General features: G+C 70.7%; 11 protein-coding genes. 6 read left to right on the forward strand and 5 right to left on the reverse strand.

Annotated elements, in window-relative coordinates:
• Positions 1-18: 18 nt before the first annotated feature.
• A complete protein-coding gene (locus tag ACH4EW_RS01465) occupies positions 19-1,065 on the reverse strand; it encodes an NlpC/P60 family protein (protein ID WP_398249932.1) in 1,047 nt (348 codons plus the stop codon).
• A 356-nt stretch (positions 1,066-1,421) separates the two neighbouring features.
• Between ACH4EW_RS01465 and ACH4EW_RS01470 the strand changes: the two genes are divergently transcribed.
• Both ACH4EW_RS01470 and pcrA read left to right on the forward strand, forming a co-directional pair.
• Positions 1,422-1,775, forward strand: a complete 354-nt coding sequence (locus ACH4EW_RS01470; protein ID WP_398249934.1) for a hypothetical protein — start codon at positions 1,422-1,424, stop codon at positions 1,773-1,775.
• Between the two features lie 187 nt (positions 1,776-1,962).
• Positions 1,963-4,401, forward strand: a complete 2,439-nt coding sequence (pcrA, locus tag ACH4EW_RS01475; RefSeq protein WP_398249936.1) for a DNA helicase PcrA — start codon at positions 1,963-1,965, stop codon at positions 4,399-4,401.
• Positions 4,402-4,510: 109 nt separating this feature from the next.
• Here pcrA and ACH4EW_RS01480 read toward each other — a convergent pair whose 3' ends face one another.
• Both ACH4EW_RS01480 and ACH4EW_RS01485 read right to left on the reverse strand, forming a co-directional pair.
• Positions 4,511-6,109 (reverse strand): M23 family metallopeptidase, encoded by a 1,599-nt coding sequence (locus tag ACH4EW_RS01480; protein ID WP_398249938.1) that lies wholly within the window; start codon positions 6,107-6,109, stop codon positions 4,511-4,513.
• 269 nt (positions 6,110-6,378) lie between these two features.
• Positions 6,379-7,341: an esterase/lipase family protein gene (locus ACH4EW_RS01485; protein ID WP_398249940.1), complete on the reverse strand. Its 963-nt coding sequence runs from the start codon at positions 7,339-7,341 to the stop codon at positions 6,379-6,381.
• A gap of 435 nt (positions 7,342-7,776) precedes the next feature.
• Between ACH4EW_RS01485 and ACH4EW_RS01490 the strand changes: the two genes are divergently transcribed.
• Positions 7,777-8,190, forward strand: coding sequence for a cobalamin B12-binding domain-containing protein (locus ACH4EW_RS01490; RefSeq protein ID WP_266415302.1), 414 nt, complete (start codon positions 7,777-7,779; stop codon positions 8,188-8,190).
• A gap of 210 nt (positions 8,191-8,400) precedes the next feature.
• Here the strand turns inward: ACH4EW_RS01490 and ACH4EW_RS01495 are convergent, their stop codons facing one another.
• Together ACH4EW_RS01495 and ACH4EW_RS01500 are read right to left on the reverse strand one after the other, a co-directional pair.
• Positions 8,401-9,993, reverse strand: coding sequence for a DUF5691 domain-containing protein (locus ACH4EW_RS01495; RefSeq protein ID WP_398249942.1), 1,593 nt, complete (start codon positions 9,991-9,993; stop codon positions 8,401-8,403).
• A gap of 22 nt (positions 9,994-10,015) precedes the next feature.
• Complete coding sequence (locus ACH4EW_RS01500) at positions 10,016-11,476, reverse strand: SWIM zinc finger family protein (protein WP_398249944.1); 1,461 nt, start codon at positions 11,474-11,476, stop codon at positions 10,016-10,018.
• Between the two features lie 116 nt (positions 11,477-11,592).
• Here ACH4EW_RS01500 and ACH4EW_RS01505 point away from each other — a divergent pair, with 116 nt between their 5' ends.
• From ACH4EW_RS01505 to ACH4EW_RS01515, 3 genes are read left to right on the forward strand one after another with little or no spacing between them, the layout of a single operon-like run.
• Positions 11,593-12,705, forward strand: a complete 1,113-nt coding sequence (locus ACH4EW_RS01505; protein WP_398249946.1) for an AAA family ATPase — start codon at positions 11,593-11,595, stop codon at positions 12,703-12,705.
• Entirely contained in the window at positions 12,702-15,188 is a 2,487-nt protein-coding gene (locus ACH4EW_RS01510; RefSeq protein WP_398249948.1) for a DUF5682 family protein, read from the forward strand. Before ACH4EW_RS01505 ends, ACH4EW_RS01510 begins: the two co-directional genes overlap by 4 nt.
• Positions 15,185-16,441, forward strand: a complete 1,257-nt coding sequence (locus ACH4EW_RS01515; RefSeq protein ID WP_398249950.1) for a VWA domain-containing protein — start codon at positions 15,185-15,187, stop codon at positions 16,439-16,441. The genes ACH4EW_RS01510 and ACH4EW_RS01515 overlap by 4 nt, the downstream gene beginning before the upstream one ends.
• The last annotated feature ends 54 nt before the right edge of the window (positions 16,442-16,495 follow it).

Here is a 16,495-nt window from a genome sequence, read left to right on the forward strand (position 1 = left end):
TGATCAGAAGTCGGGAGCCTATGCCACCCGGGTCGCTCCCGCGAAGGGCATCTGGTCGATCGGCGCGACCCGGACCGGCGCTCCGGGCCGCGGGGCGTGGATCATCTGGCCGTTGCCGATGTAGAGCCCGACATGACTGATGCCGGAGTAGAAGAACACCAGGTCGCCCGGGGCCAGTTCGGAGCGTGAGATGTGCCGGCCGGCGTTGATCTGGGTGTACGTGGTCCGGGGGAGCGAGACACCGGCGGAGCGCCAGGCGGCCTGGGTGAGTCCGGAGCAGTCGAACGAGGACGGGCCGGTCGCGCCCCAGACGTACGGTTTACCGAGAGCCCCGTACGCGAACGCGATGGCCTCGGCGGCACGGGCGTTGGGCGCCTGGACGGGGTCGTGCGCGGTGCCGCGGTCGGCACGGCCGGCTGCGTGCGCACTGTCCGAGTTCTTGTAGGCGGTGCGCTCGGCCGGGGACAGGGTGGCGAGGAGCCGCTGCGCGTCGGCCAGTTTGGTTCTGATCGTCGCCTTGTGCTTCTTCAGCTCGGCCTGGCGGGAGGCCAGCTCCGCCAGCTTCCCCTTGGCCTGCGAGCGCAGCTGGGCGATCCGGGCGACCTGGCGCTCCACCCCGTCGACCTCGGCGGCCTGGCGGTCGCCGAGCCGGTCCACGTACGAGGCGCGTTCCAGGTACTGGTCGGGGTCGGAGGAGAGTGCCAGCTGTACGGACGGGTCGAGGCCGCCGGTGCGGTACTGCGCGGCGGCGAGTGAGCCCAGTGCGTTGCGCGAGGCGTTCAGGCGCTCGCTTCTGCGGGCCGCCTCGTCGCGCAGGGTATCGAGGGCATCGGCGGCGGCGGTCGCCTTCTCCTTCGCGTCGTTGTACTTCTCGGTGGCGACTTCCGCGTCGTGGTACAGCCGGTCCACCTCCGCCCTGATCCGGGCGGGAGTGAGCTGAGGATCGGCGTGCGCGGTGCCTGGCAGAGCGGCAGCGGCGGCGGCCCCGGCAAAGGCGAGGGTGGCTGCGGTGCGGGCAGCAGAGCCGGTGTACGGGCGCTGCTTGGGTTTCCGGTGCGCTGCCACGGGGGCGTGCGTCCTTCCTGGCGACTGCCCGTCGGGGACTACCGGCGGGCCCGCCCGAGGTCCGGCGGCGGGTCACCAAAGGGAGAGCGGCCCGCCGCCGGATCTCTCGGCGGGGTGACCGGTGTGCCGTCCGGGTGCGGAGCAGCGATGAAGCCGGTCACCTGGTCAGCGACGCTAAACCCGGTGCATGGGGAAGAGTCGTAATGACGCCTATTGCCTGAATTTGGCGCGGCGCTGTCGCCAATTGATCGGAAAAATTACACCAGAGTCAGGCAATTGGTGCAGACACGAACGAAGTGGCAAGAAGCCGCACCTGCCTGTAGAGGGGTGATATGGGCGGGGATACGCTGCGGCCCATGGACGTACTCATACATGTCTTCGTCGCCCTGCACATCATCGGTATCGCTTCTCTGCTGGGCGGTTTTCTGACTCAGATGAAGGCGATGGGCGCGGGCACCGCCCGGTTCGTCCCGGCGATGCTGCACGGCGCACTGACGATGCTGGTCACCGGTGTCGCGCTGGTCGGGCTCAACGAGGCCGACGGCTCTCACGTGAACAACATCAAGATCGGGGTCAAGCTGCTGCTCCTGGTCGTCATCCTCGCGCTCGTCTACATCAAGCGGGACGAGGAGAAGGTCGACAAGGGCGCCTTCGCGGCGGTGGGCGCGCTGACGCTCGCCAACATCTTCATCGCCACGCTCTGGACCTGAGTCGGCCCGTGCGCGTGCCGCCCTCGATCGCCGGGCGGGCTTGAGGGCAAGCCCGCCCGGCGATCGAGGGCGTAGCCCGCATTCCGCTACACGGCGTTGCTGCCCGCTCTCCTTGTGTACCCGGTTCTCGGGTGCATCCGCCATGAGGCCGCCGCATGGCGGTGCGGCAGCCTAGACTCGACAAGCGATGAGCAGCCTCTTTGACGACAGCTTCCTGGCCGGCCTCCAGCACTCGGAGGAAGAGCCCCCGCCGCCCCCCGAGGACTCCGCACCCGAAGCGGTGCCGGAGGACCTCTTCGCGGGCGTATTCGACGGCCCCCCGCCGCCCAGGGACGCGTACTACCGTGACGGCGCGCACCGCCCCGTCATCGACTCCGCGGCGCTCCTCGACGGGCTGAACACCGAGCAGCGCGCCGCCGTGGTCCACGCGGGCTCCCCGCTGCTCATCGTTGCCGGGGCGGGCTCCGGCAAGACCCGGGTGCTGACCCATCGCATCGCCCACCTCCTCGCCGAACGCGGGGTGCACCCCGGCCAGATCCTGGCGATCACCTTCACCAACAAGGCCGCGGGCGAGATGAAGGAGCGCGTCGAGCAGCTCGTCGGACCGCGCGCCAACGCCATGTGGGTCATGACCTTTCACAGCGCGTGCGTACGCATCCTGCGCCGCGAGTCGAAGAAGCTCGGCTTCACCTCATCGTTCTCGATCTACGACGCCGCCGACTCCAAGCGGCTGATGGCTCTGGTCTGCCGCGATCTCGACCTCGACCCGAAGCGCTTCCCGCCGAAGGCGTTCACGGCCAAGGTCTCCAACCTGAAGAACGAGCTGATCGACGAGGAGACCTTCGCCGGCCAGGCGGCGGACGGATTCGAGAAAACCCTCGCCCAGGCCTATGCGATGTACCAGTCCCGGCTGCGCGAGGCCAACGCGCTGGACTTCGACGACATCATCATGACGACGGTCCATCTGCTCCAGGCGTTCCCCGACGTCGCCGAGCACTACCGCCGCCGCTTCCGGCACGTCCTGGTCGACGAATACCAGGACACCAACCACGCCCAGTACACCCTCGTACGCGAACTGGTCGGCCCGGCAGGCGAGGGCGACGCCCCCGCCGAGCTGTGTGTCGTCGGTGACGCGGACCAGTCGATCTACGCCTTCCGCGGCGCGACCATCCGCAACATCCTCCAGTTCGAGGAGGACTACCCGAACGCGACCACGATCCTCCTGGAGCAGAACTACCGCTCCACGCAGACGATCCTGTCCGCCGCCAACGCGGTCATCGAGCGCAATGAGAGCCGCCGCCCCAAGAACCTCTGGACGAACGCCGGCACGGGCGCCCGGATCACCGGCTATGTAGCCGACACCGAGCACGACGAGGCGCAGTTCGTCGCAGACGAGATCGACCGGCTGACCGACACGGGCGACGCCAAGGCCGGCGACGTTGCGATCTTCTACCGTACGAACGCGCAGTCCCGAGTCTTCGAAGAGATCTTCATCCGCGTCGGACTGCCCTACAAGGTCGTCGGCGGCGTGCGCTTCTACGAGCGCAAGGAGGTACGGGACGTCCTGGCCTACCTCCGGGTCCTGGCCAACCCCGAGGACACCGTCCCGCTGCGCCGCATCCTCAATGTGCCCAAGCGCGGCATCGGCGACCGTGCCGAGGCGATGATCGACGCGCTCTCCCTGCGCGAGAAGATCACCTTCCCGCAGGCGCTGCGCCGGGTCGACGAGGCATACGGCATGGCGGCCCGGTCGGCCAACGCCGTCAAGCGGTTCAACACGCTGATGGAGGAGCTGCGCACGATCGTCGAGTCCGGCGCGGGCCCGGCGGTGGTCCTGGAGGCAGTGCTGGAGCGCACCGGCTACCTCGCCGAACTCCAGGCATCCACCGACCCGCAGGACGAGACGCGCATCGAGAACCTTCAGGAACTCGCCGCCGTAGCCCTCGAATTCGAGCAGGAGCGGGGGGAAGAAGAAGGCGCGGGCACGCTTGCCGAATTCCTGGAGAAGGTCGCGCTCGTCGCCGACTCCGACCAGATCCCCGACGAGGACGAGGACGGCTCCGGTGTCATCACGCTGATGACGCTGCACACCGCGAAGGGCCTCGAATTCCCTGTGGTCTTCCTGACCGGTATGGAGGACGGAGTCTTCCCGCACATGCGGGCGCTCGGCCAGGTCAAGGAGTTGGAGGAGGAGCGACGGCTCGCGTACGTCGGTATCACCCGGGCCCGGGAGCGGCTCTATCTGACCCGGGCGGCGATGCGCAGCGCGTGGGGGCAGCCCTCGTACAACCCGCCGTCGCGCTTCCTGGAGGAGATCCCGGACCAGCACCTGGAGTGGAAGCGGACCGGGCCGATGGCGGCCCCGGCCGGACCGACGGCGGGCATCACCTCGTCGCTGTCCTCCTCGCGCTCGCGCTCCGGCCCCTCGGGCTTCGCGACCCGGCGGACCTCGGACAAGCCGACGATCACGCTGGTCGTGGGGGACCGGGTCACACACGACCAGTTCGGGCTCGGCACGGTGACGGCGGTCGAGGGCGTCGGCGACCAGGCGAAGGCGACGGTCGACTTCGGGGACGAGCGGCCGAAGAAGTTGCTGCTGCGGTACGCGCCGGTCGAGAAGCTGTAGACGGCTGGATGCCTGGACGGCTGGACGGCTGGACGGGTAGGCGGCCGAGGCTGGTGCACCGGCCCGCCGGTGCCCGGGCTGTTGCCCTGGGCGTCGGCGGCCGGGTGGATCAGGTCGGGTTGACGCCGTGGCTGCGGAGCCAGGGGAGCGGGTCTATCGCCGCACCGCCACCGGGCCGTACCTCGAAGTGCAGGTGCGGGCCGGTGGAGTTCCCTGAATCCCCGGAGTACGCGATCACATCGCCGGCTTTCACCGGGCCGGAGCGGATCTTGGTGCTGCTGAGGTGGCAGTACCAGGTCTCGGTGCCGTCGGCCATGGTGACGATGGCCATGTTCCCGTAGGCGCTGTTCAGCTGGGTGCGTACGGTGCCGTCGGTCGCGGCCATCACGGGCGTGCCGTACGAGACGGGGAAGTCGATGCCCGTGTGCACGGACATCCAGTTGGCGCCCGCCTGTCCGAAGTACGCGCTGAGGCCGTGCTGTGCGACCGGCAGGAGGAATTTGGGGCGCAGCGCCTCCTTGCGGGCGGCTTCTTCCTCGCGTTTCTTCTTCTCGGCGGCCTGTCGCTCCCTCAGGTCGATGCGTTCCTGGGTGCGGCTGGCGCGGTCGGCGAAGTTCTCGGCGTCGGCGCTGAGGTTGGCGAGCTGGGTGTCCAGCTTGTTGTTGGCGGCGACCGGCTTGACGGAGCCGGTGTCGGCGGCCGCCATCGTCGTGGTTTTGTCGTCCTTCTTGTCCTCGCCGCCCAGTCCGCCGACGGAAGCCGCGGCGATACCGGCCACGCTCATCACGCAGGCGGAGGGAACGGCGACGGTGAGGAACGCGGAACGCTTTGCGGGGGAACGCCGCCGACTGCGGCTGGCGCCGCCACTGCTGCGGGTGGCGGGGCGGTTGAGGGGGCGGTGGGCGTCGGGCGCGGTCTCGGCCGTGTCTTCGGCGGTGGTCTCGGCGGCGGTTTCGGCTTCGTGCCCGGCGGTGTCGAAGTCCGTGTCCGTCTCCGGGAGGCTGAACTCGGCGGTGCGGTGGGGCTCGTACGGGTCGAAGGATTCCTGGCCGGCATAGGACTCGTACGACTTGTGCGCCTCGTGCGCCTCGTGCGTCTCGTGCGTCTCTTGTGCTTCGTATGCCTCGTGTGTCGCCGACGCCTCGTGTGTCGCCGACGCCTCGTGCGAGACCTGTGCGATTTGCGTGGTCTGCGCGGTCTGATGTTCCTGCTCGGGCGTGTCGCCGGTGTTCCAGGCCGTGGCGTCGTACGCGCCGGTGTCGTACACGGCCGTGTCGGTCGTCGGCCACTGGCCGGTCGGGTACCAGCCGTTGGTGTCCCACTGGCCCGTGGCGTCGGGCCCGCTGCCCTGTGCCGGAATGTCGGCGAAGGCGGCCGTGGCGGTGGCGGCCGTGGTCGCTGCCGTGTCGTAGTCGGCGGCGGGCGTCCAGGTGGCTGTGGTGTCGTACGTCGGACCTGTGGCGTACTGCTGCTGGTGCTGCGCTGCGTACGGGGCGTAGGCATCGTACGAGGTGGTGGTGTGCGCGCCCGTGTCCCACTGCATGGAGCCGTACTCGCTGCCGTACCTGGTCTGGCCGGTGTCGTAGCCGCTGTCGTGCGTGCCGTCATAGCTGCCGGGCAGGGAGCCGAGGAGCGGGTCGCTGTCGAAGCTGCCGGTGGCTTGGCTGTCGTACCCGGCGTAACCGGCGTGGGCGTGCTGGTCGTTCACCAACTTCTCTCTCGCCTCGGCAGCAGGACCTGTGGTCTGGGGTCCGGCTGCGGGATCCCAGGGGAGCAGTGGCCGTGACTGTACCCGGCGGTACGTGACGTCGACAATCTTCGGCAGGTTCGGGGTGGCTCAGGAAACGGGCATTCGGCGGTCTTTCGACGGACTGTCCATACAGTCTTGGCTCTACGTTCGAGACGCGTTCTATTTGTGGGGCCTCCGGTGGGTGAGGTAGGGCCGGGCCGGTCCGGGCCGGTCCGGGCCCTGTCCGGTCAGGCCACCGAAGCGGTCCCTGGTGCTCCTGTGGATCCTGCGATTCCTGCCGTTGCAGTGGTTCCTGGCGCTCCTGCGGTTCCTGCTGTTGCAGTGGCTCCTGGTGTTCCGGTGGCGTCGATCAATGATTCGCGGGATTCCAGCGCCTGCCGGACCGCGGCGGCGACGGTCGGGTGCACCGGGAGCGCGAGATGGCCGATCTCGCTGACGCGTACGTTCAGCGCGTCGAGATCCGGATGGTCGATGCAGGCCGCCTCGGCAGGGACGATCACCTGGTCAAGCTCGCTCCAGAAGCTCACGAACCGGGTGCGGCAGCCGGGAGCCGGCCTGCGCAGTTCCTCGATGGGTGCGGAGTCCGTACGCATCTGCCGCACTATGGGGTGAGCACTCGCCAGCGGGGCGACGGCCGTGCCCCCGTGCGGTGTGCCGAGGGTGACCAGGGTGCGGACCCGCTGGTCACCACCCAGCCGCTGTACGTAATAGCGGGCGATCAGGCCGCCGAGGCTGTGCCCGACGATGTCGATCCGGTGGTGTCCGGTGCGGGCGCAGATCTCCTCGACGTGCCGCCCGAGCAGCTCGGCCGCCGTACGGATGTCGCAGGTGAGCGGCGAGTAGTTGAGCGACTCCAGATGGCGCCAGCCGTGCCGGGCGAGGGAGCGGCGGAGCAGGACGAAGACCGAGCGGTTGTCGATGAAGCCGTGCAGGAGCACGACGGGCGGGCGCTCGCTGCCCTCGGCGGGGGAGGCGGAGACTCCGCCCGGGGCGGTGGGGGGTGTGGTGGTCGGTTCGGCCGGGTGTTGCGGGGGCTGCCGCTCCCCGGCGATTCCGGTGGGGTAGAGGAGCACATGCCCGGCGAGGACCACCAGTTCGAGTGCCGTGGCCTTGAGCAGTGCGGATGACAGCCGGGTGCAGCACAGACACGGCCGGCGAAGCGGTAGGGGAAGGAAAGGCAGGACCTTCATGGCCGACCTCCTGCTTCGGCAAGCGGGGAGGCGGCTCCGGTCCCCGTATGCCCTCGTGGGGTGCCGCTGCGGAGGTATGGGCGGCCCGCCCGGCCACCCGGCCGGGGTCCGGCCCCGATTCGCAGGCCGTTGCTCACTGGTGGTGACCGGCGAACGACCGGCCGACTGGCCGGATGGCGATGGGCCCGACGGCCCGTACCACCGTGCCGCGCGGCTGGCGGCGCGGTGGTACGGCGACCTCCTGACGGCTCCCCTGGCGGCCGGCCCCGCACGGCAGGTGTCCTGCGTCAAGCGGGAACGGCGCCCGGTGAACATGTCCCACGTGTGATTTCCCCCTCCCCGTCCACCGCAAAACGGCGGGTTGCGGGATGCTGTCGATAACGTTCGTTCACATCCCCGGCCCTTCAGGCACGGGAGACGCATGTGGAGGCAGTGATGGGTGTGACCGGTCCGATCCGTGTGGTGGTGGCCAAGCCGGGCCTGGACGGCCATGATCGCGGGGCCAAAGTGATCGCGCGGGCGCTGCGTGACGCCGGCATGGAGGTCATCTACACCGGGCTCCACCAGACGCCCGAGCAGATCGTGGACACCGCGATCCAGGAGGACGCCGACGCGATCGGCCTCTCGATCCTCTCCGGTGCGCACAACACGCTCTTCGCCAAGGTGATCGAGCTGCTGAAGGAGCGCGAGGCGGAGGACATCAAAGTCTTCGGTGGCGGCATCATCCCGGAGGCGGACATTGCGCCGCTGAAGGACCAGGGTGTCGCGGAGATCTTCACCCCGGGTGCGACGACGGCGTCGATCGTCGACTGGGTCAACGCGAACGTCCGCCACCCCGCGGAAGCCTGACCTCCCAACGCAAGGCAGCGGGCCGACAGGCCCGCCTGCCCGGGGCGGTGCGCCGGGGGACGGCTGCGCGGGGTGGCCGGTGGGGCCGCTTGCGTCCGGCGCCCCTGGAGACGCTTGCCCGGAGCCACTGCCTGGGACCGACTCTCCGAGCTGCGCCCGGAGGTCCGGAACCCGCCGATGCCCCCTCGGCCCGGAGTCCGCCGATCCCCCTCAGCCCGGTATCAGCTCCAGGTCCATCGCCGAGCGCAGCCGCAGCGTGGAAACCAGTCGTTGGAATGCCTCCGACCAGTAGCCGTTCGCGCCCGGTGAGGCGTTCTCCGGTTCGTCCGGGGTGGTGGTGAGGACCTCCAGGCGGTCCGCCTCGGCCGGGTTCAGGCAGCGCTCGGCGAGGCCCATCACGCCGCTGAAACTCCAGGGATAGCTGCCCGCGTCCCGGGCGATGTCCAGGGCGTCGACGACTGAGCGGCCGAGTGGTTCGGCCCAGGGTGTCGGGCAGACCCCCAGCAACTGGAAGGCCTCCGACAGCCCGTGCGCCGCGATGAAGTCGGCCACCCATTCGGCCCGTTCGGCTGCGGGAAGTATGGCGAGGAGCTTCGACCGCTCGGCGAGCGACGCCGTACCCGGGCCGTTCGACGAGGGGACGGAGGGGGAGCCGAGCAGCGCGCGGGCCCACTCCGCATCCCGCTGCCGCGCTGCTGCCCGGCACCAGGCCGCGTGCAGTTCCTCGGCCCAGCCGTCCGCCACGGGAAGGCCGACGATCTCCTGCGCGGTGCGGCCACCGAACCGTACCGGCCAGGCGGCGAGCGGGGTGGCCTCCACCAACTGGCCCAGCCACCAAGACCGTTCGCCCCGTCCGGACGGCGGCACCGCCACCACACCGTCGCGTTCCATCGACGCGTCGCACTCGTGCGGGGCCTCCACGGCGACGGAGGTCTCATCACCCGCGAGGTCCGGGCTCACACAGGACATCGCGCGCGCCGCCATCCGTTCGCCGAACGCCGACTCCGGTAGCGCGGACAGAAGTTCGGCAGCCGTCGAACGGACATTGCGGCTGCGGTCGGAGAGGGCCTGCTCCAGGAAGGTCTCGTCCACTGCGGACAGTCCGGTGCGCAGTGAGTCGAGGAACATCAGCCGGTCCTCGGCGCGCTCGGTGGTCCATGTGGTGGCGAGCAGCGCGAGCGCTTCAGCGGGGTCGTGTGCCCGCACGGCCCCGAGCAGGGTGACCCGTTCGGCGAACAGGCCCTCCTCCCACAGCCGGGTGACCGCCACCGGCTCCGTGACGTCCGGCAGCAATGAGCCGCCGGAAGAGCCGCGCAGCGCGAACTTCCACTCGGGGTTCAGCCCGGCCAGCCACAGCCCGCGCGGTCCGGCGAAGGCCAGGGCCTGCGGCCGCAGATCGGTACGGGACCTGGCCGCGTCCAGCAGGGGCGGGAGCAGCGCGGCCGGGGCCCGATAGCCGTGCTGATTGGCGGTGGCCAGCCACTGCGGGATCAGCTCCGTGAGATCAGGAGCCGTACCCCGCCGACCGCCCGAGCCGCCCGGCGCCGACCGGTCCGCGAGCAGTTGGGCGAGCCTGCGCCGCGCGGCCGGGGGCAACGGCGGCCGCGGGTCGGCGGGCGCCGGATCGGGCCGGACGGCCGCGGAGGCGGGCAGCAGTCCCGCTCTGCGTTGCACGGTCTGGAGCGCCGCCGCGTCCAGCAGTCCGCCCGGTCCGCCGCCTCCCTCAGCCGGGCGGCGGTCGGTGCCGAGAAGCGCCGAGGTGACGAGCTCTTCCCACGGCGCGGGTGTGATGGTACGAGGCATTGGTCCCCCTTCGGATTCGACGTCAGATGAGCGGCACGGTCTCGGGCGTCGTGTCGACGCTGCTGATTTCGACGCTGTCGGCATCGACTCCGCAGGCTCCGGCTCCGGCGTCGGCGTCCGCGTCTGTGGACCAGGCCGCGAGGGGGTCGAACCCGCGGTGGCCGCATTCGCCGAAGACCGTGACCGGCGAGCCGCCGGAGAGTGCGACGAGTTTCCACAATCCGGGCCGGGACAGCGCCGCCGGGGCGATGGGCAGGGCCGCATCGCCCGCCGCGTCGGCCAGTTGCCAGCCGTCCCCGGACGGCACGGGTATGACCTCGCGCAGTGTCACCGGCCAGGCGTCCAGCCAGGGATCGTCCCGCAGGGCGTCTCCGTAGGCACCGATCGCGGCCGCTGCCGTACCACCCGGTGGTCGCGTACCGGTCGGTGACGGGACACCGAACTGCCTGCCCAGCTCCGCCCGTAGCCGGCCGGCGCCCGGACAGGGCGTGATCTCGGCGTCGATCGTGACGCCCACCGGCAGCGCCAGCCCGGGGGAGCGCCCGGCCGCCCCGAATGAGAGCAGCAGTGCCGTGCGGCCCGAGTCCCTTCCGTACAGCCAGATGCGACGCGTGACGATCTTGCCGTCCGGGGTGTCGTACTGGGCGAGGACCAGCCAGTGGTCGCGGACCGGTGGGCCTTCGGCGGGGGCGGTCAGCCCCACGCGGCTACGGACCGTTGCTGCCAGCGGCTCCGGCAGCCGGTCGATCCCCAGCCATGCGCTGTCCAGCAGATGCAGCAGCGCGCACTCCTCCAGCAGCCGCGCCGGCCATCCCGCCCCGGACGCAGGGATGGAGCCCAGCTCCCTTACACGAGCGGCCAGGCCGGGCGCCTGGGCGTCGACCATGCGGGCCGCCGTCTCCTCCCACAGCCCGTATCCCGACTGATCGGCTGCTGCCAGACCGCCGCGCAGCAGATCCGTCAGCCGCTGCTCCAGCTCCTGTGCGCCGCCGGTGACACGCTCGGCCCGGCGCTCGGCGCGCCGCCGGGCGGCCTCCGGGTCGGCCGGGCCTGCGGCCGGGGCACCGTCCGTCTCCGGCTTTCCCTTCCCCTTGTCCGCCGCACGCCTGCGACGGCCCGTCAGCCACTCACCGGCCCAGTCCGGCATCTCGCCGGCGGGCAGGGCCGATTCGCCGGACGCCCAGACCAGCAGCAGACCCAGCGCGTGCTTGCACGGGAACTTCCGGCTCGGACAACTGCACTGGTACGCGGGACCAGTGGTGTCCACCACCGTTTGATACGGCTTGCTTCCGCTTCCCCTGCACAGCCCCCACACCGCACCCGAACCGTCACACCCGCCGCCCGACCACGGACCGGCCGAACCGAGCTTGCTCCCCGCCTTGCGTGATGACGCGTCAGGAGCCAGGGCCAGGACCTGCTCCACCGTCCAGCGCGCCGCCCGGTCGGCGGTGCGCAAGGGTTCTCCCCCGTGAGATAGCAGCATGGAAACGACGGTAGAACGCACCACTGACAATCGTCCTGACCTGCGGTCGGGGGCGATTGTCAGTGGCATGGTGCACGGTGGGAACCACATCGGGTCGACCGATCTGGAGGGGATCCATGACTGTGTCCGAAACCGCTGCAGCCGTCGGCGTACAGGCTCTGCGACCGCATGCCGAGGATGCCTTCGCTCATGAACTGAAGGCACTTGTCGCGGCCGACGACCGCCCGCGGCCCGCCCGTTGGCAGTTGTCCCCGTGGGCCGTCGCCACCTACCTGCTCGGCGGCACACTGCCGGACGGCACGGTGATCACGCCCAAGTACGTCGGCCCGCGCCGCCTCGTCGAAGTCGCCGTGACCACACTCGCCACCGACCGGGCCCTGCTGCTCCTCGGCGTTCCCGGCACCGCAAAGACCTGGGTCTCCGAGCATCTCGCGGCCGCCGTCAGCGGTGACTCGACGCTGCTCGTCCAGGGCACGGCGGGCACCCCGGAGGAAGCCGTCCGCTACGGCTGGAACTACGCACAACTGCTCGCGCACGGGCCCAGCCGCGGCGCCCTGGTGCCGAGCCCGCTCATGCGCGCCATGTCCGATGGGATGACCGCGCGGATCGAGGAACTCACCCGTATCCCCGCCGATGTGCAGGACTCGCTGATCACGATCCTGTCGGAGAAGACGCTCCCCGTCCCCGAACTGGGCCAGGAGGTTCAGGCGGTCCGCGGATTCAACGTCATCGCCACCGCCAACGACCGCGACCGCGGGGTCAACGAGCTGTCCAGCGCGCTTCGTCGCCGGTTCAACACCGTTGTGCTGCCGCTGCCGGCCACCCCTGATGCAGAGGTCGACATCGTGTCACGGCGCGTCGACCAGATCGGACGTTCGCTCGACCTCCCGGCCGCGCCCGACGGCATGGCCGAGATCCGGCGCGTCGTGACGGTCTTCCGCGAGCTGCGCGACGGTGTCACCACCGACGGCCGCACAAAGATCAAGTCGCCCTCGGGGACACTGTCGACGGCTGAGGCGATCTCCGTCGTCACCAACGGCCTTGCGCTGGCAGCGCACTTCGGCGACGGGGTGCTGCGCCCCGGTGATGTGGCGGCCGGCATCCTGGGCGCGGTCGTCCGCGACCCCGCGGCCGACCGGGTGGTCTGGCAGGAGTACCTGGAGACGGTGGTCCGGGAGCGGGACGGGTGGAAGGACTTCTACCGCGCCTGCCGCGAGGTATCCGCATGACCCGGGCCGCGCGTTCCGCCGGACCGCTGCTGCTGGGGGTGCGGCACCACGGCCCGGGCTCGGCCCGAGCCGTCCGTGTGGCCCTGGAAGCGGCCCGCCCGCGGGCGGTGCTCATCGAGGGGCCCCCTGAGGGTGACGCGCTGCTGCCGCTGGCTGCCGACGAGCAGATGCGGCCGCCGGTCGCGCTTCTTGCCCATGCTGTCGACGACCCGGGGCAGGCGGCGTTCTGGCCGCTGGCCGCGTTCTCGCCCGAGTGGGTCGCGATCCGCTGGGCGCTGACGCACGACGTCCCGGTCCGCTTCATCGACCTGCCCGCGGCGAACTCCCTGGCCATGACACAGGCAGCGGAACGGCAAGCGAGCCGGGACGGGGACGGGGACGGGGAAGCGGGCGGGATCGGGGGAGCGGACGGGGACGGAGCCGGGGAACCGACTGCGGGCGGCTCGTCTGTGCACGCCCCGATCGACCCCATCGGTGTACTGGCCGGGACGGCGGGTTACGACGACCCGGAGCGTTGGTGGGAGGACGTCGTCGAACACCGAGCCCAAAGCAGCGAGGCCGTCGACCCGCTGGCACCGTTCGCCGCGCTCGCCGAGGCGATGTCCGCCCTGCGCGAGGCGTACGAGGACACCGGCCACCCTCGTGACACCGTGCGTGAGGCGTATATGCGCATCCAACTGCGCAATTCGGTAAAGGAGTTCGGAGACGACGTCGCGGTCGTCTGCGGCGCCTGGCATGTGCCGGCGCTCGGCATGAAAACCACACTCGCCGCCGACAGGGCCCTGCTCAAGGGGCTGCCCAAGGTCAAGACCGAGCTGACCTGGGTGCCCTGGTCGTACCGTCGGCTCGCCCGGCACAGCGGTTACGGGGCGGGCATCGACTCGCCCGGCTGGTACGGACACCTCTTCGAGGCCGCCGACCGCCCGATCGAGCGGTGGATGACCAAGGTCGCCGGACTCCTGCGCGACGAGGACCGGTTCGTCTCGTCCGCCCATGTCATCGAGGCCGTCAGGCTTGCCGAGACCCTCGCCGCCATGCGCGGCCGCCCGCTGGCGGGGCTGAGCGAGACGACCGATGCGATCCGGGCTGTGATGTGCGAAGGCTCCGATGTGCCGCTCGCGCTCGTGCAGGACCGGCTGATCGTCGGTGAGGAACTCGGCGAAGTGCCGGACACCGCACCCGCCGTACCCCTGCAGCGCGACCTCACCCGACAGCAGCGCACACTCCGGCTCAAACCGGATGCGCTGGAGCGGGAGTTGGAGCTCGACCTGCGCAAGGACACCGACGCGGCCCGCAGCAGGCTGCTCCACCGGCTGCGGATCCTCTCCGTCGGCTGGGGCGAGCCCGCCGCAGGCCGGGCGAGCACCGGAACCTTCCGGGAGAGCTGGCGGCTGCGCTGGGAACCCGAGTTGTACGTGAGGGTCGCGGAGGCCGGGACATGGGGCACCACCGTGCTCTCCGCGGCGACCGCCAAGGCCGAGTCCCAGGCGGCTTCGGCGACCGCACTCGCCGAAGTCACCGCACTTGCCGAGCACTGCCTCCTGGCCGAACTGCCCGACGCGCTGCCCCAGGTGATGCGGGCCCTCTCCGACCGCGCCGCGCTCGACGCCGACGTCGGCCATCTCGCCGATGCCCTGCCCGCGCTGGCCCGTACCCTGCGCTACGGCGACGTGCGCTCAACGGACACCGTGGCCCTCGGCGAGGTCGCGGCCGGGCTCGCCGAGCGGATCTGCGTCGGACTCCCACCCGCCTGCACCGGAGTCGACGCCGACGGCGCCGCCGAACTGCGCCGCCGGGTGGACGGGGTCCACACCGTGATCGGTCTGCTCACCGGAGCCGTTCAGCCGGATACGGGCGCGGGCGGGCTGCGTGCGCGCTGGACCGCCGTACTGCACAAGCTCGCCGCCCGGGACACGGTCGCGGGTGTCATCCGGGGCCGTGCTGCCCGGCTGCTGCTCGACGAAGGACGGCTCGCAAAGGACGACGCCGCACGGCTGATGGGCCTGGCCCTCTCGCCCGGCACGCCCCCGGCCGATGCCGCGGCCTGGATCGAGGGGTTCGTCGGCGGGGCCGCCGGGGGCGGCATGCTCCTCGTCCATGACGAGCGACTGCTCGGCCTGGTCGACGCCTGGCTCACCGGGGTTCGCGCCGACACCTTCGCCGATGTGCTGCCCCTGCTGCGCCGTACCTTCTCGGCGTACGAAGCGGGCGTACGCCGCACGCTGGGCGAACTCGTGCGGCGCGGTCCGGCCGTCGGCGGACCGGCAGCCACTGCCACCGGGGCGACGGCACCCGGCTTCGGCCCCGGACTCGACGGGGCCAGGACCGGCGCGGTGGTACCGGTGCTGCGCCTTCTGCTCGGTCTGGACACCGGCACCGATCCGGACCCGGGCGGCGTCGACCCGGACAACAGAAACCCGGACAACAGAGACCCGGACAAGAGAGCCGAGAACGTCAAGGAACCGCTGGGGGCAACGGGATGACCACCGACACGGCCGGAACCGCACCGCACTCGGCCCACAGCTCGCCGCCCGGCCCGGTGGACCGCTCGGCACGCCCCGGCCCGCAGTCCGGCCGGGCGAACGAAGAGCGGCTGCGTCGGTGGCGGCTGGTCCTGGGCGAGGACAGCGCCGAGAGCACCGGCTGCACCCTCACCGGACGCGACGCCGCGATGGACGGTGCACTGACCGCGCTGTACGGCGGCGGAGGCAGACCCGGGGGCCGACGCGGGAGCAACCGCTCGGCGGGGCTCGGGGCCTCCGCCCCCTCCGTGGCCCGCTGGCTCGGCGACATCCGCACGTACTTCCCCAGTTCCGTCGTCCAGGTCATGCAGCGTGACGCGATCGACCGACTCGGCCTCTCCGCACTGCTCCTCGAACCGGAGATGCTGGAGGCCGTCGAGGCGGACGTCCATCTCGTCGGAACGCTCCTCTCGCTCAACAAGGCCATGCCGGAGACGACGAAGGAGACCGCAAGAGCCGTCGTGCGCAAGGTCGTCGACGACCTGGATAAGCGGCTCGCCACCCGCACCCGGGCCACACTCACCGGCGCGCTGGACCGCTTGGCCAAGATCAACCGGCCCCGCCACCACGACATCGACTGGGACCGAACCATCCGGGCCAACCTCAAGAACTACCTCCCCGAGTACGGCACCGTCGTCCCCGAGCGGCTCATCGGCTACGGGCGGGCCGCGCAGTCCGTGAAGAAGGACGTCATCCTCTGCATCGACCAGTCGGGTTCGATGGCCGCCTCCGTCGTCTATGCCTCAGTCTTCGGCGCAGTACTCGCCTCGATGCGCACCTTGCAAACCAGGCTTGTCGTCTTCGACACAGCAGTGGTCGACCTCACCGACCAGCTCGACGACCCCGTCGACGTACTCTTCGGCACCCAGCTCGGCGGCGGCACCGATATCAATCGGGCGCTCGCCTACTGCCAGTCGAAGATCTCCCGCCCGGCGGACACCGTCGTCGTCCTCATCAGCGACCTCTACGAGGGCGGCATACGAGACGAGATGCTGAATCGGGTCGCCGCGATGAAGGCGTCCGGCGTGCAGTTCGTGACGCTGCTCGCGCTGTCCGACGAGGGCACGCCCGCCTACGACCGTGACCATGCGGCAGCGCTCGGCGCCCTGGGTGCACCGGCGTTCGCATGCACCCCGGATCTCTTCCCGGAAGTGATGGCAGCGGCGGTCGAGAAGAGGGCGCTTCCCATACCGGACAAGGAGGCTCATCAGTAAAGGAGGCTCATCAGTAACAGGGGGTTGCGGGCTGCTGCCGTTTGCCGCATTGAA

The organism is Streptomyces sp. NPDC018000, from assembly GCF_044328025.1.
Lineage (GTDB): Bacteria > Actinomycetota > Actinomycetes > Streptomycetales > Streptomycetaceae > Streptomyces.

Bases quoted from the DNA above. Each gene is read 5' to 3' on its own strand.
- ACH4EW_RS01470 (WP_398249934.1), top strand. From the start codon at position 1,422: ATGGACGTACTCATACATGTCTTCGTCGCCCTGCACATCATCGGTATC.
- pcrA (WP_398249936.1), top strand. From the start codon at position 1,963: ATGAGCAGCCTCTTTGACGACAGCTTCCTGGCCGGCCTCCAGCACTCG.
- ACH4EW_RS01485 (WP_398249940.1), bottom strand. From the start codon at position 7,341: ATGAAGGTCCTGCCTTTCCTTCCCCTACCGCTTCGCCGGCCGTGTCTG.
- ACH4EW_RS01490 (WP_266415302.1), top strand. From the start codon at position 7,777: ATGGGTGTGACCGGTCCGATCCGTGTGGTGGTGGCCAAGCCGGGCCTG.
- ACH4EW_RS01495 (WP_398249942.1), bottom strand. From the start codon at position 9,993: ATGCCTCGTACCATCACACCCGCGCCGTGGGAAGAGCTCGTCACCTCG.
- ACH4EW_RS01500 (WP_398249944.1), bottom strand. From the start codon at position 11,476: ATGCTGCTATCTCACGGGGGAGAACCCTTGCGCACCGCCGACCGGGCG.
- ACH4EW_RS01505 (WP_398249946.1), top strand. From the start codon at position 11,593: ATGACTGTGTCCGAAACCGCTGCAGCCGTCGGCGTACAGGCTCTGCGA.
- ACH4EW_RS01510 (WP_398249948.1), top strand. From the start codon at position 12,702: ATGACCCGGGCCGCGCGTTCCGCCGGACCGCTGCTGCTGGGGGTGCGG.
- ACH4EW_RS01515 (WP_398249950.1), top strand. From the start codon at position 15,185: ATGACCACCGACACGGCCGGAACCGCACCGCACTCGGCCCACAGCTCG.